The following is a 16,078-nucleotide window of genomic DNA, read 5'->3' on the forward strand; positions in this document are numbered from 1 at the left end:
CCGTGCTCGCCACGGTTCGCTTTTTCTACGGTCACCGGGATCCGGTGTCCGTCACCGCTGGCTGAGCACACGCCGCAACAGACGCCCCGGGCCCGAGGAGCCCGGGGCGTTTCTCGTTCCCGGGGCCCGACGGCCACCCGCACCCGGAGGACGACCCATGAGCACCCTCACCCCATCCGCCGCCGTGACCGGTTCCCACACCGACCGGATCGGCGAGCTGCGCCAGGAGATCGACGCCTGCGACGCCGCGATCATCGAGCTCGTGCAGCGCCGGCTTGCCGTCTCCCAGGAGATCGGCGCGCTGCGTAAGGCCTCCGGCGGTACCCGCCTCAGCCTGGCGCGCGAGCAGCAGGTCATCGCCCGGTTCCAGGAGGCGCTCGGCCCGGACGGTGCGGCGCTCGGGATGTTCCTGCTGCGGCAGGGGCGCGGCCGACTCTGAAGAAGGACCTCGCTGCCCCCGACCACTCGCACGCTCGCGGCGGGTCCCTGCACCGAGGCCGTCAGAGACACGACTCGAGGCCTTCACTCAGAGCCAGGCGCGCCAGACCAGCGAGTCGTCGTCGCTCAGCGCCGCCGTCTCCAGGACGTCGCCCGGGCAGCGCTCGCCCAGCTCGTCCCCGAGCGCGTGCGCCTGCTGGAGCGCCGCCTCCAGGTCCGCGGCGTCGCACTCGGTGGAGGCGCGCAGCGCGGCGCGGTCCGGCTCGCGCCAGACCCGCAGCTCACCGTCGCCGGGGCGCAGCCCCGCGGCGACCGCGTCGACGGTGGTGTCGTCCACCGGCGTGGTGGCCCGCAGCACGGCGTAGATGGTGAAGGTCGGCACGCCCGGAGTCTGCCGGGCCGCCGGGTGATGTCACACCGGCGGGTGCTGCGTCGTCCTCATGGTCAGCATCCCGCCGACCGAGAGGTTCCGACCATGGCCCGCATCCCGCTCGACCCGCCCCGCTCGCTGTTCATCCGGCTGACGGAGTGGTACTCGCGCCGCACCTACGGCGCCGTCCTCGACCCGGGGATGGCCATCGCGCACAACCCCCGGGTCCTGCGCACCTACGTCCGGCACGAGCTGTCCGTGGCCCGCTGGAACCGGTTGGACGACACCCTGACGTCGCTGGCCGTCATGGCCTCCGCCGCCACCATCGGCTGCTCGTGGTGTCTGGACTTCGGCTTCTGGGAGAGCACCACGCGCGGCATCGACGCCGCCAAGCTGCGCGACGTCCCCCGCTGGCGGGACAGCGACCTGTTCACCGACCTCGAGCGGGACGTCATGGCCTACGCCGAGGCGATGACCGCGACTCCGCCGCAGGTGACCGACGAGATGGTCGCCGGACTCCGCCGGCACCTGGACGACGCGGAGCTCGTCGAGCTGACCATGATGATCTCCGTGGAGAACTCCCGGTCGCGCACCAACAGCGCCCTGGGCCTGACCAGTCAGGGGTTCCGCGACCGCTGCGAGATCCCGGCCCGATGAGCGACGTCCTCGACGTCTTCGGCCGTCACCGGAGGCTGCTGTTCTCGGTGGCCTACCAGATGCTCGGCAGCGTCGCGGACGCCGAGGACGCCGTCCAGGACGCGTGGCTGCGGTGGTCGGCCGCCGAGCGGAGCGACGTCGCCGACCCCCGCGCCTACCTGGTGCAGGTGATCACCCGGCTCGCGCTCGACCGGCTCGACTCGGCGCGGGCGCGGCGGGAGAGCTACGTCGGCCCCTGGCTGCCCGAGCCCCTGCTGACCGGCCGGCAGACCGTCGCGGCCGGACCGGCACCCGCGGAGCCGACCGACGTGGCCGAACTGGGCGAGCAGCTCTCGCTGGCGCTGCTCGTCGTCCTGGAGACCCTCTCGCCCGCCGAGCGGGCGGTCTTCGTGCTGCGGGAGGTCTTCGGGCTCCCGACGGCCGAGGTGGCCGCCGCTCTGGGCCGCACCGAAGCCGCAGTCCGGCAGACGGCGCACCGGGCGCGGGACCACGTGCAGGCCCGCCGCCCCCGCTTCGACACCGACCGCCGCGCGCAGCAGGAGGTGACCGAGCGGTTCGTCGCCGCCTGTGCCGGTGGGGACCTCGACGCCCTGCTGGCCTGCCTGGCCCCCGGCGCGGTGCTCGTGAGCGACGGCGGCGGCAAGGCGAGGGCCGCCCTGCGGCCCATCGTCGGAGCGGACAAGGTGGCCCGCTTCGCCGTGGGTGTCGCGGCCCAGGGCCTCGCCCTGCCCGACGTCCGGATCGAGGTGGCGGAGGTGAACGGCAGCCCCGGCGTCGCCGTCTGGGTGGGCGGCGAGCCGTTCCTCGCGCTGTCGCTCGTCATCGCCGGAGGCGCCGTCGAGCAGGTGCTCATGGTCCGGAATCCGGACAAACTCTCCGGCCTCCGCCCCCTAGAGTCGCGCGGGTGACCTTCCCGCTGCCCACGCAACCGGCCGAGCACGTCGACCGGGTGCTGTGCGTCCTCGCCCATCCCGACGACGTCGACTTCGGCTCGGCGGGCACGGTGGCGACCTGGACGGCGGCCGGCACCGAGGTCACCTACTGCATCGTCACCGACGGCGACGCCGGTGGCTTCGACGAGACGCCCCGCGAGCAGATGGGCCCACTGCGTCAGGCCGAGCAGCGCGCAGCCGCGAAGGAGGTCGGGGTCACCGACGTCCGGTTCCTCGGCTACCCCGACGGGCGGCTGGAGCTGACGCTCGACCTGCGCCGTGACATCAGCCGGGTGATCCGGCAGGTGCGGCCGCAGCGGGTGCTCACCAGCTCGCCGGAGCGGTTCTGGGAGCGCATCGGCGCCAGCCACCCCGACCACATGACCGTCGGCGAGTCGACGCTCCGGGCGGTCTACCCCGACGCCCGCAACCCGTTCGCCTTCCCCGAGCTGCTCGCCGACGAGGGCCTGGAGGCGTGGACGGTGTCGGAGGTCTGGCTGGGTGCCAGCCCGCGCGCCGACCACGCCGTCGACGTCACCGAGGTGGTGGAGCAGAAGTTCGCGGCGCTGAGCAGTCACATCAGTCAGGTCGGCCACTGGCCGCAGGGGCAGCTGCAGGAGTTCGTCGGCGGCTGGATGCGGCAGACCGCGCAGCGGTTCGGCCTGCCGGAGGGCCGGTTCGCCGAGGCCTTCCACGTCGTGCACACCGCCTGAGCCGATCAGTTCCGGCCGGCCACGCGGTCACTCCCCCGACGACAGGGACCGTCCGACGCCGACGAGATCTGCACACTCGCCCCCTTCAGACGCTGAGAAGGGGCGAGTGTGCAGATCTCGTCGGTCAGAGCAGGCGGTTGGTCGCCGCCCAGCGGGTGAGCTCGTTGCGGTTCGACAGCTGCAGCTTGCGCAGCACGTTGGAGGCGTGGGACTCGACCGTCTTCACCGAGATGAACAGCCGCGACCCGATCTCCCGGTACGTGTAGCCGCGGGCCAGCAGCTGCATGACCTCGCGCTCGCGGGCGCTGAGCAGGTCCAGCCCCGGGTCGGTGGCCTCCTCCTCGGCGGGCGCGGCCGGAGCCGGGCCGGCGGCGGAGAAGGCGTCGAGCACGAAGCCGGCCAGGCGCGGGCTGAAGACGACGTCGCCCTCGGCCACCCGGCGGACGGCGTCGAGCAGGTCCGGCCCGGAGATCGTCTTGGTGACGTAGCCGCGCGCCCCGGCGCGGATGACGGCGATGACGTCCTCCGCGGCGTCGGACACCGACAGCGCGAGCCACTTCACCTCGGGCAGCTCGGCGCGCAGCGCCTCGAGCACCGCGCGCCCGCCCCCGCCGGGCAGGTGGACGTCGAGCAGGACGACGTCGGGGCGGGTGGCGCGGATGCCGCTGATCGCGCTGTCGGCGTCCGCCGCCTCCCCCACGAACTCCACGGCGTCGCCGAGCTCGGCGCGCACGCCGGTGCGCACCATCGCGTGGTCGTCGACGATGAACACGCGGGTCACGTTCGGCTCCCTGGGTTGCTCCTGGGCAGTTCGAGCTCCACCTCGGTCCCCTCTCCCGGCGCCGAACGGATCTCCGCCGTCCCGCCCAGTCGGATGATGCGGCCGGTGACCGAGTCGCGCAGCCCCCGCCGGTCGGGCGGCACGGCCTCGACGTCGAACCCCCTGCCCCGGTCGCGCACGAAGACCGACACCCGCTGCGGCGTCACCTCCGTGTACAGGTCCGCAGCGGTGACCCCGGAGTGCTTGGCCACGTTGACCAGCGCCTCGCGGGTGGCCGCGCCGAGGGCGGCGAGGGCGTCGTCGACCGGGGCGTCGCCGACCACCACGGGATCGACGATCAGCGCGTGGTCGCTCTCGACCTCGGCCACCATGCCGGCGACCAGCCCGGCCCAGGTGCCGCCCTCCCGCACGACCTCGGGGTCGTAGAGCCAGGCGCGCAGCTCCCGCTCCTGGCTGCGGGCGAGGCGGCTCACCGCCTGCTGGTCGCCCGCGTGCCGCTGGATGAGGGCCAGCGTCTGCAGCACCGAGTCGTGCAGGTGCGCGGCCACGGCAGCCCGCTCCTCGGACCGCGCCCGGGCGGCGCGCTCCTCGTCGCGGGAGTCGACCAGGCGCCGCCACAGCGGGGCCGTGGCCAGGACGACGCCGGTCAGCACGACCAGGGTGGCCGCGAAGCCGTTGCGGGCGTTGGCGAACTGCCCCGTCGTCACCAGGAGGAACACGAGGCCGAAGCCGGCGAGCACGACACCGCCTGCCAGGGTCCAGCGGGTGCCCGCGACGGCGAGCGTGCGGTCGGTGTCCAGCTGCCGCCAGATCACGGCGAGGCCGGCGCCCACGAGGATCAGCGGCAGGACGACGTCGGAGCTGGTCCACCGGGTGAGCTGACCGAGCAGGCTGGCCAACACCAGGCCGAGGACGACCGTGGCGATCCACTGCCGCGCCCCCGAGGGCCGCCAGCCGGGGATGGGGGGCGCCTCGTCGTCGCCGGGCGCGGCCACCGGCATGGTCAGCCACAGCAGGGCGTACGCCACGATGCCGATGCCCGTCGTCGCCAGGACGGCGAACCCCACGCGGACCACCAGGGGGTCCTGCCGCAGGTGCGCCGCCGTGCCCGCGGCGACGCCGGCGATGGCGCGCCCGGAGCGGGGGCGCGCCAGCGGCGGGCGCGGCGGAGCCCCGGACACGGTGGCGGTCACGGAGCGATCGTCGCACCGTCCGATCCGGTGTCGGTACCGGTGATCACCCCGGAAGAGGAACCAGGGTCCGGTGGGGGCGTTCCCTGATGGTCCGCGGCCCAGGCGCTCGGCATCGTTGCTGCCATGACATCGGCAACTCCTCCGCCGCCGGCCCCGCCGCTCGAGCCGCCCGCCTGGCAGCCACCCCCGCCCCCGCCGGGGCCCGCCCCGCGCCCGCAGCTGCGCCGCAGCCGTTCCGACAAGGTGATCGGCGGCGTCGGAGGCGGCCTCGCCGAGTACAGCGGCGTGGACGCGCTGCTCTGGCGGGTGGGCTTCGTGGCCCTGGCCCTCGCGGGCGGGACCGGCGTCCTGGTCTACCTGCTGCTGTGGCTGCTCATGCCGGCCACCCCGGTCGGCGAACCCGGCGCACCGGCCGCACCGCGTCCGCCGGCCGGCCCCCGCTCCCCGGTGCCCGGCGTGACGATCGCCGGTCTGCTGATCGTGCTCGGCTCGCTCGCGCTGATCGCCCGGTTCAGCGACTGGGACATCCACCCCACCGCTTACATCGGCGGCGCGCTGCTGGTCGTCGGCGCCGGCCTGGTCGCCGCCGCCTTCACCGGCGGCCGCACCGCCCGCGGCGGCCTCATCGCGCTGGGCGCCGTCCTGTCGCTGGCGCTCATGGCCTCCGCAGCGGTGCCGTGGGACGAGGTGGACGGCGGGATCGGCGACCGCACGTTCGCGCCGACCAGCCCCGCCGAGGTCCGGGACCACTACGACGGCGGCGTGGGCAACATGACCGTCGACCTGTCCGAGATCGACGTCAGCGACCTCGACGAGCCGATCCGGACGTCGGTCGGCCAGGGGCTCGGCGACGTCGAGATCATCCTCCCCCGCGACGCCGACGTCCGGGTGAGCGTCGACTCCGGCCTGGGCGACGTGCGGCTGTTCGGCCGGAAGGGGCTCACCGAGGGCACCTTCGACGGCAGCGGCTCCGGCTCCTGGGTCGGCGACGACGAGGCCGAGATCTACCTGGACGTCGATGCAGGCATCGGGAACGTGGAGGTGAACCGTGGCTGAGAGCTGGGAGACCACGCCGCTGGAGACCGGTCCCGCGGAGACCGGGGACACGCAGCCCCGCCGCCGCCCGGACCTCGGTGCGCTCATCCCCGGGCTGCTGTTCATCGCCCTGGCGATCCTGCTGATGTCCCCGGCCGATCTCCCCCGGGAGCTGTTCGACGGGGTGCTGGTCTGGGCCGCCGTGGTGATCGCCGGTGTGGCGCTCCTGGTGAGCGAACTGCGCAGGGGGCGGCGCCGGCGTCGCTAGCAGCGGACGACGGAGGGCCCGGGAGGATCTGCTCCCGGGCCCTCCGTCGTGCCGGCGCCTGGAACCCGAGCGGGGCGCCGTGCGTCGAGGGAGTGTGCACCGCTTCGTGCTCCTCCTCGTCGGCATGCTGGCGCTCGCCGCCTGCGGCTCGGCTCCCGCCGGGTCGGGGCCTGTGGATCCGGCCACGGACGGCGAGTGGCAGCTGGTTGCCGGGACGGTCGACGGCCAGGACCTGGTCGCACCTCCCGGGGCCACCGCGACGCTCGACCTGGCCGACGGGGAGGCCCGCGGGATCTCCTTCTGCAACCACTGGTTCGCCACCTATCGCGCCGACGCGGCCGCACTCTCCTTCGACGGGATCGGCGGCACCGAGATGGGCTGCGACCCGGACGTCATGGCCGCCGAGAGCGCATTCCTGCGGGCGCTGGGCGAGGTGCGCGAAGCGGCTCTCGACGGTGAGGACCTGGTGCTCACCGGCGACCGGGTCGAGCTCCGCTTCTCCCCCGTCGCACCGGTTCCGGACAGCCCGCTCGCGGACACCCGCTGGGTGCTGGACACCCTGGTCGACGGCGAGGTCGCGAGCACGACGCTCGGGGAACCAGCTGTGCTGATGCTGCGGGCAGACGGCGGCCTCCAGGGATCCACCGGATGCCGGTCGCTCACCGGGAGCTGGCTGCTCGAGGAGGGGTCCCTGGCCGTCGACGACCTGCTGTCCGACGACGCCGCGTGCCCACCCGACGTCGAGCGCCAGGACGAGCACGTGACCGGCGTCCTCGCCGCCGGTCCGGAGGTCGAGATCCACGAGGACCGGCTCACCCTCACCGCCGACGCCCGGGGGCTGATCTACCGGGCCCAGCCCGGGACGGCCGACCTCCTCGGCAGCTGGGCGCTGGTCGAGGGCACCTCGGCCACCGGTCCCCTGCCCGTCCCGGACGGCGCCCGGGGCACGCTGACCCTCTCCCCCGGGTCGCTGGCGACCGGCATGGCGTTCTGCAACGGGTTCGGCGGCACCTACACCCTCGAGGGGAACGAGCTCCGCCTCGCGGACACGGCGCACACCCTGATGGGCTGCGAGGGGCCGGTCGGGGAGGCCGAGGGCCGCTACCTCGAGGTCCTGCTCGACCGGAGCCATCGGGCCCAGGTCGACGGCGACCGCCTCGTGCTCGTCAGCGACGCGGGGACGCTCGTCTTCGACCGGCTGCCGCCGGTCCCCCTCGCGGAGCTGACCGACCGTCGGTGGGAACTGGAGGCGGTGGTGCGCAGCACCGGTACGGCCGGCGCGGGCGCCCCCGCCGTCCTGGAGCTGCGGTCGGACGGGACGGCCACCGTGTCCACCGGCTGCCGCGAGTTCGAGGCGTCCTGGCGGACGGCCGGGGACGCCGTCCAGCTCGCCGACTGGCAGTTCGAGCTGCTCGACTGCCCGCCCGAGGTGGCCGACCAGGACGAGTCCCTGGTCCAGGTGCTGGGCGGGGCCTTCGGCGTGCACGTCGAGGGCGACGTCCTCACCGTCGGCGGCGTCGACACGCGCGGAGCCCAGACCCCGACCCTGAGCTATCGCGCCCGGTGACCTGCTGGAACGGCCCTCCTGCAGGGGCCCGACCCGAGCATCAGCGAGGGTTGGGGGGCAGGAGGGCCCTCATTCCCACTCGATGGTGCCGGGCGGCTTGCTGGTGACGTCGAGGGTGACCCGGTTGACCTCTTCCACCTCGTTGGTGATCCGGGTCGAGATCTTCGCCAGCACGTCGTAGGGCAGCCGCGTCCAGTCCGCGGTCATGGCGTCCTCGCTGGACACCGGCCGCAGCACGATCGGGTGCCCGTAGGTGCGCCCGTCGCCCTGCACGCCGACCGACCGGACGTCGGCCAGGAGCACGACCGGGCACTGCCAGATCTCGCGGTCCAGCTTGGCCGCGGTCAGCTCCGCGCGGACGATCGCGTCGGCCTTGCGCAGGATGTCCAGCCGCTCCTGCGTCACCTCGCCGACGATCCGGATGCCCAGACCCGGGCCCGGGAACGGCTGGCGCCACACCATCGCCTCGGGCAGGCCGAGCTGGATGCCGACCTCGCGGACCTCGTCCTTGAACAGCGTCCGCAGCGGCTCGACCAGCGTGAACTGGAGGTCCTCCGGCAGCCCGCCGACGTTGTGGTGGCTCTTGATGTTCGCCGTCCCGGAGCCGCCGCCGGACTCGACGACGTCGGGGTAGAGCGTCCCCTGCACCAGGAAGTCGACCTTCTCGCCGTGCTCCTTGGCGTCGCCGACGACGTCGAGGGCGGCCTGCTCGAAGACCCGGATGAACTCGCGGCCGATGATCTTCCGCTTCTCCTCGGGGTCGGAGACCCCGGCCAGCGCGCCCAGGAACTGCTCGCGGGCGTCAACCACCCGCAGGTCCACCCCGGTGACGGCGACGAAGTCGCGCTCGATCTGCTCGGTCTCGCCCTCGCGCATCAGCCCGTGGTCGACGTAGACGCAGGTGAGCCGATCGCCGATCGCACGCTGCACGAGCGCGGCGGCGACGGCGGAGTCCACTCCCCCGGACAGCGCGCACAGCGCCCGGCCCTCACCGACCTGCGCCCGGATGCGCTCGACCTGCTCCTCGACGACGTTGGCCATCGTCCAGGTCGGCTCGAGGCCGGCGATGTCGAACAGGAAGTGCTCGAGCACGGTCTGCCCGTGCGCGGTGTGCCGCACCTCGGGGTGGAACTGCACACCGGCCAGGCGCCGGTCGACGTCCTCGAAGGCCGCCACCGGCGCACCGGAGGAGGTGGCGGTGACGGTGAACCCGGGAGGTGCCGCGCTGACGGCGTCCCCGTGACTCATCCACACGTTCTGCTCGACGGGGAGATCGCCGAACAGCCGGCCCTCGGTCGTGACGGTCAGCGGGGTGCCGCCGTACTCGCGGTCGCCGGTGCGGGCCACCGTGCCGCCGAGCGACGCCGCCATCGCCTGGAAGCCGTAGCAGATGCCGAACGCCGGGACGCCGGACTCGAACAGCGTCGGGTCGACCTGGGGGGCCTCGGGCGCGTAGACGCTGGACGGGCCGCCGGAGAGCACGATCGCGGCGGGCTTGCGGGCCACGATCTCCTCGGCCGGGACCTCGCAGGAGACGATCTCGGAGTAGACCCCCGCCTCCCGGATCCGCCGGGCGATCAGCTGCGCGTACTGGGCCCCGAAGTCGACGACGAGGACGGTCGGGAAGTCCATCAGTCGCCGGCTCCCCCGATGACGAGGTCCACGCGCTGGAACTCCTTGAGGTCGCGGTAGCCGGTCTTGGCCATCGTCCTGGCCAGGGCGCCGAACAGGTTGGTGCGCCCGTCGGAGGACTCCGCCGGCCCGAGCAGGACCTGCTGGAGCGAGCCGGCGGGCTCGACGGGAGCGGAGGTGGCGCCGCGCGGCAGCCGGGGGTGCGCGGCCACGGAGTCCCACCAGATGCCACCGCCGGGCGCCTCGGCCGCCATGCGCAGCGGCTCCCCGAGCTGCACGGCGTCGGCACCGCAGGCCAGCGCGCGGGCGATGGCCCCGCTGGTCTCGATCCGGCCGTTGGCGATGACGTGCACGTACCGGCCGCCGGTCTCGTCGAGGTAGTCGCGGCGCGCGGCCGCGGCGTCGGCGATGGCGCTGGCCAGCGGCACCCGGATGCCCATGACGTCGTCGGTGGTCGAGTAGGTGTCGGCGCCGACGCCGACGATCACGCCGGCCGCGCCGGTGCGCATCAGGTGCAGCGCGGTCTGGTAGTTCGCCGCGCCGCCCACGATGACCGGGACGTCGAGGTCGGCGATGAACTCCTTGAGGTTGAGCGCGTCACCCTGGGAGGTCACGTGCTCGGCGGAGACGATCGTGCCCTGGATGACCAGGAGATCGACGCCGGCCGAGAGGACCGTCGGCGCGAGCCGCACGGTGTGCTGCGGCGAGACCCGGACGGCCGTGGTGACACCGGCGTCGTGCATCTCCTTGATGCGGGCGGCGACCAGGTCGGGCTTGACCGACTCCGCGTACACCTGCTGGAGCAGCGACACCGGCGGGGCCGCGGACCCCGCGGCCTCGCGGAGCTGCCGGTAGACCGGCAGCGGGTCCTCGTAGCGGGCCCACAACCCCTCGGCGTTGAGGACGCCCAGACCGCCGGCCTCCCCCACCGCGACCGCTGTCTGCGGGCTGACGACGGCGTCCGACGGGCTGGTGACCAGCGGAATGTCGAACCGGAAGGCGTCGATCTGCCAGGCGGTCGAGACGTCGTCGACGTCGCGGGTGCGCCGGGACGGGACGATCGAGACCTCGTCGAGGTCGTAGCCGCGGCGGGCGAAGCGGTTGAGCCCGATCTCGACGGTGTCGCGTGCGCTCATCAACGTCCCCGGTAGTTCGGTGCCTCGACGGTCATCTGGATGTCGTGCGGGTGGCTCTCGACCAGCCCGGCGGACGTGATGCGGGTCAGCTGACCGCGCTCCTTGAGGTCGGCGATCGTGGCCGCGCCCGCGTAGCCCATCGACGCCTGCAGGCCACCGACGAGCTGGTGGGCCACACCGGCCAGCGCGCCGCGGTAGGGCACCTGGCCCTCGATGCCCTCGGGGACGAGCTTGTCGTCGGAGAGCACGTCGTCGGCGAAGTACCGGTCGCGGCTGAACGACTGGTTGCCGCGCTTCTGCATCGCGCCCAGCGACCCCATGCCGCGGTAGGTCTTGTACTGCTTGCCGTTCATGAAGACCAGCTCGCCCGGGGCCTCCTCGACACCGGCGAACAGCCCGCCGATCATCACGGTGTCGGCGCCCGCGACCAGCGCCTTGGCGATGTCGCCGGAGTACTGCAGTCCGCCGTCGGCGATGACCGGGACGCCGGCCGGACCGGCGGCCAGCCACGCCTCGTAGATGGCACTGACCTGCGGGACGCCGACGCCGGCGACCACGCGGGTCGTGCAGATGGAGCCCGGGCCCACCCCGACCTTGACCGCGTCGGCTCCGGCGTCGATCAGCGCCTGGGCGCCGGCGCGGGTGGCGATGTTGCCGCCGATCACCTCGACGCCGTCCTCACCGCCGAAGTCCTTCTTGACCTGGGCGACCATCTCGAGCACGGCGCGCTGGTGTCCGTGCGCGGTGTCGACGACGAGGACGTCGACACCGGCGTCGACGAGCAGGCCGGCGCGCTTGTAGGCGTCCTCGCCCACACCGAGGGCGGCGCCGACGACCAGCCGGCCGTTCGCATCCTTGGTGGAGAGCGGCCACTGGTCGCGCTTGACGAAGTCCTTGACGGTGATCAGCCCGCGCAGCCGGCCGGCGTCGTCGACCAGCGGGAGCTTCTCGACCTTGTGCTTGGACAGCAGCTGCAGGGCGGTGTCGGCGTCCACCCCGACCGGGGCGGTGATCAGCGGCATCGGCGTCATGACGTCGCGCACGAGCCGGTTCATGTCGGTCTCGAAGCGCATGTCCCGGTTGGTGACGATGCCCAGCAGCACGCCGTCGGCGTCCACGACCGGGGCGCCGGAGATGCGGTAGCGGGCCGACAGCGCGTCGACCTCGGCGAGGGTGTTGTCGGGCGAGCAGGTGACGGGGTTGGTGACCATGCCGGCCTCGGAGCGCTTCACGAGATCGGCCTGGCTGGCCTGGTCCTCGGCGGCGAGGTTGCGGTGCAGCACGCCCATGCCGCCGACACGGGCCATGGCGATGGCCATCCGGGACTCCGTGACGGTGTCCATCGCGCTGGACAGCAGCGGGACGGCCAGGCGGATGCGCCGGGTGACCCGGCTGCTGGTGTCCACCTCGGCCGGGACGACGTCGGAGGCACCGGGCACCAGCAGGACGTCGTCGTAGGTCAGGCCGAGCGGGGCGAACTTCGCCGGCAGCTCGGGGACGAAATCGGGCTGCATGTGGGTCGCCACCCCTCCTGTATCGATTGCGGACTCCGTCCAACACCTCGACGGGCGCAGGAAGTCCGCCCCGATCGTATGCGGCGGCGCACAGGGGGCGGTGCTCCGCCCGCCGGGCCGTTACCGTGGACCCCGTGTCTGCGTTCGATGACGGCTCCGGCCCCAACTTCGGGGCGCCCGACCCGGACTTCGGCGCCGGCGACCACGCTCCCCCGCCCCTGACCATGGAGGAGCGGGCGGGCGTCCTCGACGACCTGGCCGAGCTCGAGGTGTTCCGCACGCTGCTCGAGCCCACCGGCATCAAGGGCATCGTCGTCGACTGCCCCGACTGCGACGAGGAACACCACGTCGACTGGCCGCTCATGCAGGCCAACCTGCGGCAGCTCCTCGAGGAGGGGCAGACCGGCCGGCACGAGCCGCCGTTCGACCCCGACCCGGACGACTACGTCAGCTGGGACTACGCCAGCGGCTACGCCGACGGGATCGCCGCGGCCGCCGAGAGCGACGAGCCCACCGGCCGCCACGCTCTCTGACATCGCGATCCTCCGGATCGCACCGCGGCCACGAGCCGTACCCCTGCTGCGCTGAGGGCGTCCCTCACGTCTGCGCGGGACCCTCCGGGCCCCACTCGGCGCGATCGGGCTTCAGGACATGACGCCGCGGCGGAAGCCGATCGCGACGGCCTCGGCGCGGTCCTTGGCGCCGAGCTTGCGGAACAGCCGGCGGGCATGCGTCTTGATGGTGTCCTCGGACAGGTAGAGCTCGCGGCCGATCTGGGCGTTGCTCTTGCCCTGACTCATGCCGGTGAGCACCTGCATCTCCCGCATCGACAGCGCGGCGGGCGCAGGGGTGTCGCGGACGGTCGAGCGCACCGTGGTCGGCGCGGATCCGGCCAGGGGCGCGGCGCTCCACGACGAGGAGCCGACCAGCTGGCCGTTCATCTGCTGCTGGGGAACACGCGCTCCCTCGGGACGGAGACCGGCGCGGGACAGCCCCAGGCCCATCTCGATGGCGCTGGCGTCCCAGCGCAGGTAACCGCGCGCACCGAAGGCGACCGCGGCCCGGACGCTCTCGGCGTCGTCGGGCGCACCGAGCACGAGCACGGGCAGGCCGGGGTGGGCGCGCAGCGCCTGAGTCGCGGCGGTCAGGCCGGTGTCGACGGCGCGCTGCGTCCCGACGATGAGGACGTCGGGCTTGCGGGTGTCCAGGCGGGACAGCAGCGAGGCGGGGTCGCCCACGACCTCGACGCGGCCGACGAAGGGCAGCGCGACCAGGCGCGAGGCGACGTCGTCACGCACCCGACGGCGCTCGTCGTACACCCAGACGGTTGCACCGGGGTTCCCGGTTCCGCGCATCCTGTCGTCGATCACGGCCTGCTCCTCGCTTCGCCCGACGGGTCAGTGCCGGGTCCGGACCAGCCGGGGCTCGCCCGGCCGGTTGTCGCTCGGGCGGGGGCTCCCCGAGGGGGAGCCCCGCGCCTCCGCGCTGGTCGCACCGGGGTTTCCGGGTTTCTCCCCCTCCCGGTTCCGGCACGACGCAGATTCACTGTGATCGAGGCGCGGGACCGGCAACAGCGGCCCTCACCCCCGGGGGTGAGAGGGGCCGGAGAGGCCGCCGGCGCCAAAAGTTGCGATCACGCCGTGTTTGACCATGCGAGGCCTCGGGCACGTGGGCCTTGCAGCCGGACAGCCCCCCTCCGGCTCGATCGAGTCCTGGAGGAGACATGGCCGACATCCGCAGACTCCCGACGCCCGTCGCCGAGGTCTGGGACTGGCAGCTCCACGGTTCCTGCCGTGGCGAGAACACGTCCCTCTTCTTCCACCCGGACGGTGAACGCGGACCGGCGCGGGCGCGGCGGCAGGCTGCGGCCAAGGCCGTCTGCGGTCGGTGCCCGGTCGTCGACGCCTGCCTCAAGCACGCGCTGTCGGTCCGCGAGCCCTACGGGGTCTGGGGCGGCATGAGCGAGGAGGAGCGCGCCCGGCTGATCGCCGCCGAGCCGGCCGCGATCGCCGCCGGGGTCTAGCCACACCCCCACGAACGCCGACGAGGGCGGGTTCCGGATCATCCGGAACCCGCCCTCGTCATGCGTTCACGGGAGGTCCTCCCTCACCGTGCGGCGTCCTCCCCCACCGCGGACGGCGAGGGAGGACGCGCCGGGATCAGGTCACCTGATCCCGGCCGCGCGCATCAGTGGGAGTGGCCGTGGCCGCCGTGCGAGTGGCCGTGGGTGTGGTGCCCACCGGCGTGCTCGTCCTCTTCCTCCGGCGCCTCGACGACGGCGGAGTCGGTCGTCAGGATCATCGCGGCGATCGAGGCGGCGTTGCCGAGCGCGGCCTTGGTGACCTTGACCGGGTCGATGACGCCCTGCGCGGCCAGGTCGCCGTACTCACCCGTCGCGGCGTTGAAGCCCTGACCCTTGCCGGCCTCGCGGATCTTGCTGACGACGACCCGCCCCTCGAACCCGGCGTTCTCCGCGATCTGCACCGCGGGGGCGTCCAGGGCCGTGCGGACGGCGCGGGCGCCGGTCAGCTCGTCACCGCTGAGGTCGAGGGCGTCGATCGCCTCGGCCGCGTGCACCAGCGCCGAACCGCCGCCGGGGATGACCCCCTCCTCGACCGCCGCGCGGGTGGCCGCGATCGCGTCCTCGATGCGGTGCTTGCGCTCCTTGAGCTCCACCTCGGTGGCCGCGCCGACGCGGATGACGCCGATGCCGCCGGCCAGCTTCGCGAGCCGCTCCTGCAGCTTCTCGCGGTCCCAGTCGGAGTCGGTGGCGTCGATCTCCCGGCGGATCTGCGCGACGCGGTCGGCGATGGCGTCCGAGGCGCCGCCGCCGTCGACGATCGTGGTGGTGTCCTTCGTGACGGTCACCCGGCGCGCGGTGCCGAGGACCTCGAGGCCCACCGACTCCAGGGACAGGCCGACGTCCTCGCTGACCACCTGACCACCGGTGACGACGGCGAGGTCGGTCATGAACGCCGTGCGACGGTCACCGAAGAAGGGCGACTTCACCGCGACGACCTTGATCGTCTTGCGGATCGAGTTGACGACGAGCGTGGACAGCGCCTCGCCCTCGACGTCCTCGGCCACGATGAGCAGCGGACGGGCGCCGGAGCCCAGCACCTTCTCCAGCAGCGGGAGCAGGGTTGCCAGCGCGCCGATCTTGCCGCTCACCAGCAGCACGAGGGCGTCGTCCAGGACGGCCTCCATGGCCTCCTGGTCGGTGACGAAGTACGGCGAGAGGTAGCCCTTGTCGAACTGCACGCCCTCGGTGACGTCCAGGTCGGTCTCGAGGGTGTTGCTCTCCTCGACGGTGATGACGCCGTCCTTGCCGACCCGCTCCATGGCCTCGCCGATGAGCTCACCGACGGTGGCGTCCTGCGCGGAGATGGTGGCGACGCCGGCGATCGCGGCGCGGTCCTCCACCGGGATGGCGGCGGCGTCGAGCGCGGCGTGCACGGCGTCGACGGCGGCGCGCATGCCCCGGCCCAGCGCCATCGGGTTGGCGCCGGCGGCGACGTTGCGCATGCCCTCGTGGACCAGTGCCTGCGCCAGCACGGTGGCGGTGGTGGTGCCGTCACCGGCGACGTCGTTGGTCTTGGTGGCGACGTTCTTCGCCAGCTGGGCGCCGAGGTTCTCGTAGGGATCCTCGAGGTCGATCTCGCGGGCGATCGTCACGCCGTCGTTGGTGATGGTCGGCGCGCCGAACTTCTTGTCGATGACGACGTTGCGGCCGCGCGGGCCGATCGTCACCCGGACGGCGTCGGCGAGCTTGTCGACGCCGCGCTCGAGTGCCCGGCGGGCGTCCTCGTTGAACTTGATGATCTTGGCCATGACGGACCTTT

The 16,078-nt window shown here is 73.4% G+C and carries 17 protein-coding genes; 9 read left to right on the forward strand and 8 right to left on the reverse strand.

The annotated features are described in order from the left end of the window. The first annotated feature begins 157 nt into the window (after window positions 1–157). Window positions 158–439 carry a chorismate mutase gene (locus BN344_RS10690; RefSeq protein WP_051515795.1) on the forward strand — a complete coding sequence of 94 codons (282 nt, stop codon included), beginning with the start codon at window positions 158–160 and terminating at the stop codon, window positions 437–439. An 87-nt stretch (window positions 440–526) separates the two neighbouring features. On the opposite strand, the gene BN344_RS10695 is transcribed toward BN344_RS10690, so the two are convergent. Continuing rightward, window positions 527–820, reverse strand: coding sequence for a hypothetical protein (locus BN344_RS10695; RefSeq protein ID WP_040338494.1), 294 nt, complete (start codon window positions 818–820; stop codon window positions 527–529). Window positions 821–913: 93 nt separating this feature from the next. Between BN344_RS10695 and BN344_RS10700 the strand changes: the two genes are divergently transcribed. From BN344_RS10700 to BN344_RS10710, 3 genes are read left to right on the forward strand one after another with little or no spacing between them, the layout of a single operon-like run. Then, window positions 914–1,465 carry a carboxymuconolactone decarboxylase family protein gene (locus tag BN344_RS10700; protein WP_040338495.1) on the forward strand — a complete coding sequence of 184 codons (552 nt, stop codon included), beginning with the start codon at window positions 914–916 and terminating at the stop codon, window positions 1,463–1,465. Then, window positions 1,462–2,373, forward strand: coding sequence for an RNA polymerase sigma-70 factor (locus BN344_RS10705; RefSeq protein ID WP_040338496.1), 912 nt, complete (start codon window positions 1,462–1,464; stop codon window positions 2,371–2,373). Before BN344_RS10700 ends, BN344_RS10705 begins: the two co-directional genes overlap by 4 nt. Then, on the forward strand, window positions 2,370–3,110 hold the full coding sequence (locus tag BN344_RS10710) for a PIG-L deacetylase family protein (protein WP_081788544.1): 741 nt from the start codon (window positions 2,370–2,372) through the stop codon (window positions 3,108–3,110). Before BN344_RS10705 ends, BN344_RS10710 begins: the two co-directional genes overlap by 4 nt. A gap of 124 nt (window positions 3,111–3,234) precedes the next feature. Here BN344_RS10710 and BN344_RS10715 read toward each other — a convergent pair whose 3' ends face one another. Both BN344_RS10715 and BN344_RS10720 read right to left on the reverse strand, forming a co-directional pair. Further along, window positions 3,235–3,891, reverse strand: a complete 657-nt coding sequence (locus BN344_RS10715; protein ID WP_040338497.1) for a response regulator — start codon at window positions 3,889–3,891, stop codon at window positions 3,235–3,237. Then, window positions 3,888–5,084, reverse strand: coding sequence for an ATP-binding protein (locus tag BN344_RS10720; RefSeq protein ID WP_040338498.1), 1,197 nt, complete (start codon window positions 5,082–5,084; stop codon window positions 3,888–3,890). Before BN344_RS10720 ends, BN344_RS10715 begins: the two co-directional genes overlap by 4 nt. Window positions 5,085–5,207: 123 nt before the next feature. Between BN344_RS10720 and BN344_RS10725 the strand changes: the two genes are divergently transcribed. From BN344_RS10725 to BN344_RS19070, 3 genes are all read left to right on the forward strand, one after another. Continuing rightward, window positions 5,208–6,140, forward strand: a complete 933-nt coding sequence (locus BN344_RS10725; protein WP_040338499.1) for a PspC domain-containing protein — start codon at window positions 5,208–5,210, stop codon at window positions 6,138–6,140. Then, complete coding sequence (locus BN344_RS10730) at window positions 6,133–6,387, forward strand: hypothetical protein (protein WP_051515796.1); 255 nt, start codon at window positions 6,133–6,135, stop codon at window positions 6,385–6,387. Before BN344_RS10725 ends, BN344_RS10730 begins: the two co-directional genes overlap by 8 nt. 79 nt (window positions 6,388–6,466) lie before the next feature. Further along, the gene (locus BN344_RS19070) at window positions 6,467–7,954 is read left to right on the forward strand and encodes an META domain-containing protein (RefSeq protein WP_208091986.1); all 1,488 of its coding nucleotides are present in this window, start codon (window positions 6,467–6,469) and stop codon (window positions 7,952–7,954) included. Window positions 7,955–8,023: 69 nt separating this feature from the next. Here BN344_RS19070 and guaA read toward each other — a convergent pair whose 3' ends face one another. The 3 genes from guaA to guaB are packed head-to-tail and all read right to left on the reverse strand — an operon-like array spanning window position 8,024 to window position 12,236. After that, on the reverse strand, window positions 8,024–9,586 hold the full coding sequence (guaA, locus tag BN344_RS10740) for a glutamine-hydrolyzing GMP synthase (protein ID WP_040338500.1): 1,563 nt from the start codon (window positions 9,584–9,586) through the stop codon (window positions 8,024–8,026). Next, the gene (locus BN344_RS10745) at window positions 9,586–10,722 is read right to left on the reverse strand and encodes a GuaB3 family IMP dehydrogenase-related protein (protein WP_040338501.1); all 1,137 of its coding nucleotides are present in this window, start codon (window positions 10,720–10,722) and stop codon (window positions 9,586–9,588) included. The genes guaA and BN344_RS10745 overlap by 1 nt, the downstream gene beginning before the upstream one ends. Next, window positions 10,722–12,236, reverse strand: coding sequence for an IMP dehydrogenase (guaB, locus tag BN344_RS10750; RefSeq protein ID WP_040339100.1), 1,515 nt, complete (start codon window positions 12,234–12,236; stop codon window positions 10,722–10,724). The genes BN344_RS10745 and guaB overlap by 1 nt, the downstream gene beginning before the upstream one ends. A gap of 134 nt (window positions 12,237–12,370) precedes the next feature. On the opposite strand from guaB, the gene BN344_RS10755 reads away from it, so the two are divergent. Further along, window positions 12,371–12,769: a DUF5319 family protein gene (locus BN344_RS10755; RefSeq protein ID WP_040338502.1), complete on the forward strand. Its 399-nt coding sequence runs from the start codon at window positions 12,371–12,373 to the stop codon at window positions 12,767–12,769. 111 nt (window positions 12,770–12,880) lie between these two features. On the opposite strand, the gene BN344_RS10760 is transcribed toward BN344_RS10755, so the two are convergent. Then, the gene (locus tag BN344_RS10760; protein WP_155858841.1) at window positions 12,881–13,606 is read right to left on the reverse strand and encodes a response regulator transcription factor; all 726 of its coding nucleotides are present in this window, start codon (window positions 13,604–13,606) and stop codon (window positions 12,881–12,883) included. A gap of 353 nt (window positions 13,607–13,959) precedes the next feature. Between BN344_RS10760 and BN344_RS10765 the strand changes: the two genes are divergently transcribed. Then, complete coding sequence (locus BN344_RS10765) at window positions 13,960–14,259, forward strand: WhiB family transcriptional regulator (protein WP_040338503.1); 300 nt, start codon at window positions 13,960–13,962, stop codon at window positions 14,257–14,259. Between the two features lie 164 nt (window positions 14,260–14,423). On the opposite strand, the gene groL is transcribed toward BN344_RS10765, so the two are convergent. Next, the gene (gene groL, locus BN344_RS10770) at window positions 14,424–16,067 is read right to left on the reverse strand and encodes a chaperonin GroEL (protein ID WP_040338504.1); all 1,644 of its coding nucleotides are present in this window, start codon (window positions 16,065–16,067) and stop codon (window positions 14,424–14,426) included. Window positions 16,068–16,078: the final 11 nt, after the last annotated feature.

The organism is Candidatus Blastococcus massiliensis AP3 (assembly GCF_000582785.1).
Taxonomy (GTDB): Bacteria; Actinomycetota; Actinomycetes; order Mycobacteriales; family Geodermatophilaceae; genus Blastococcus; species Blastococcus massiliensis.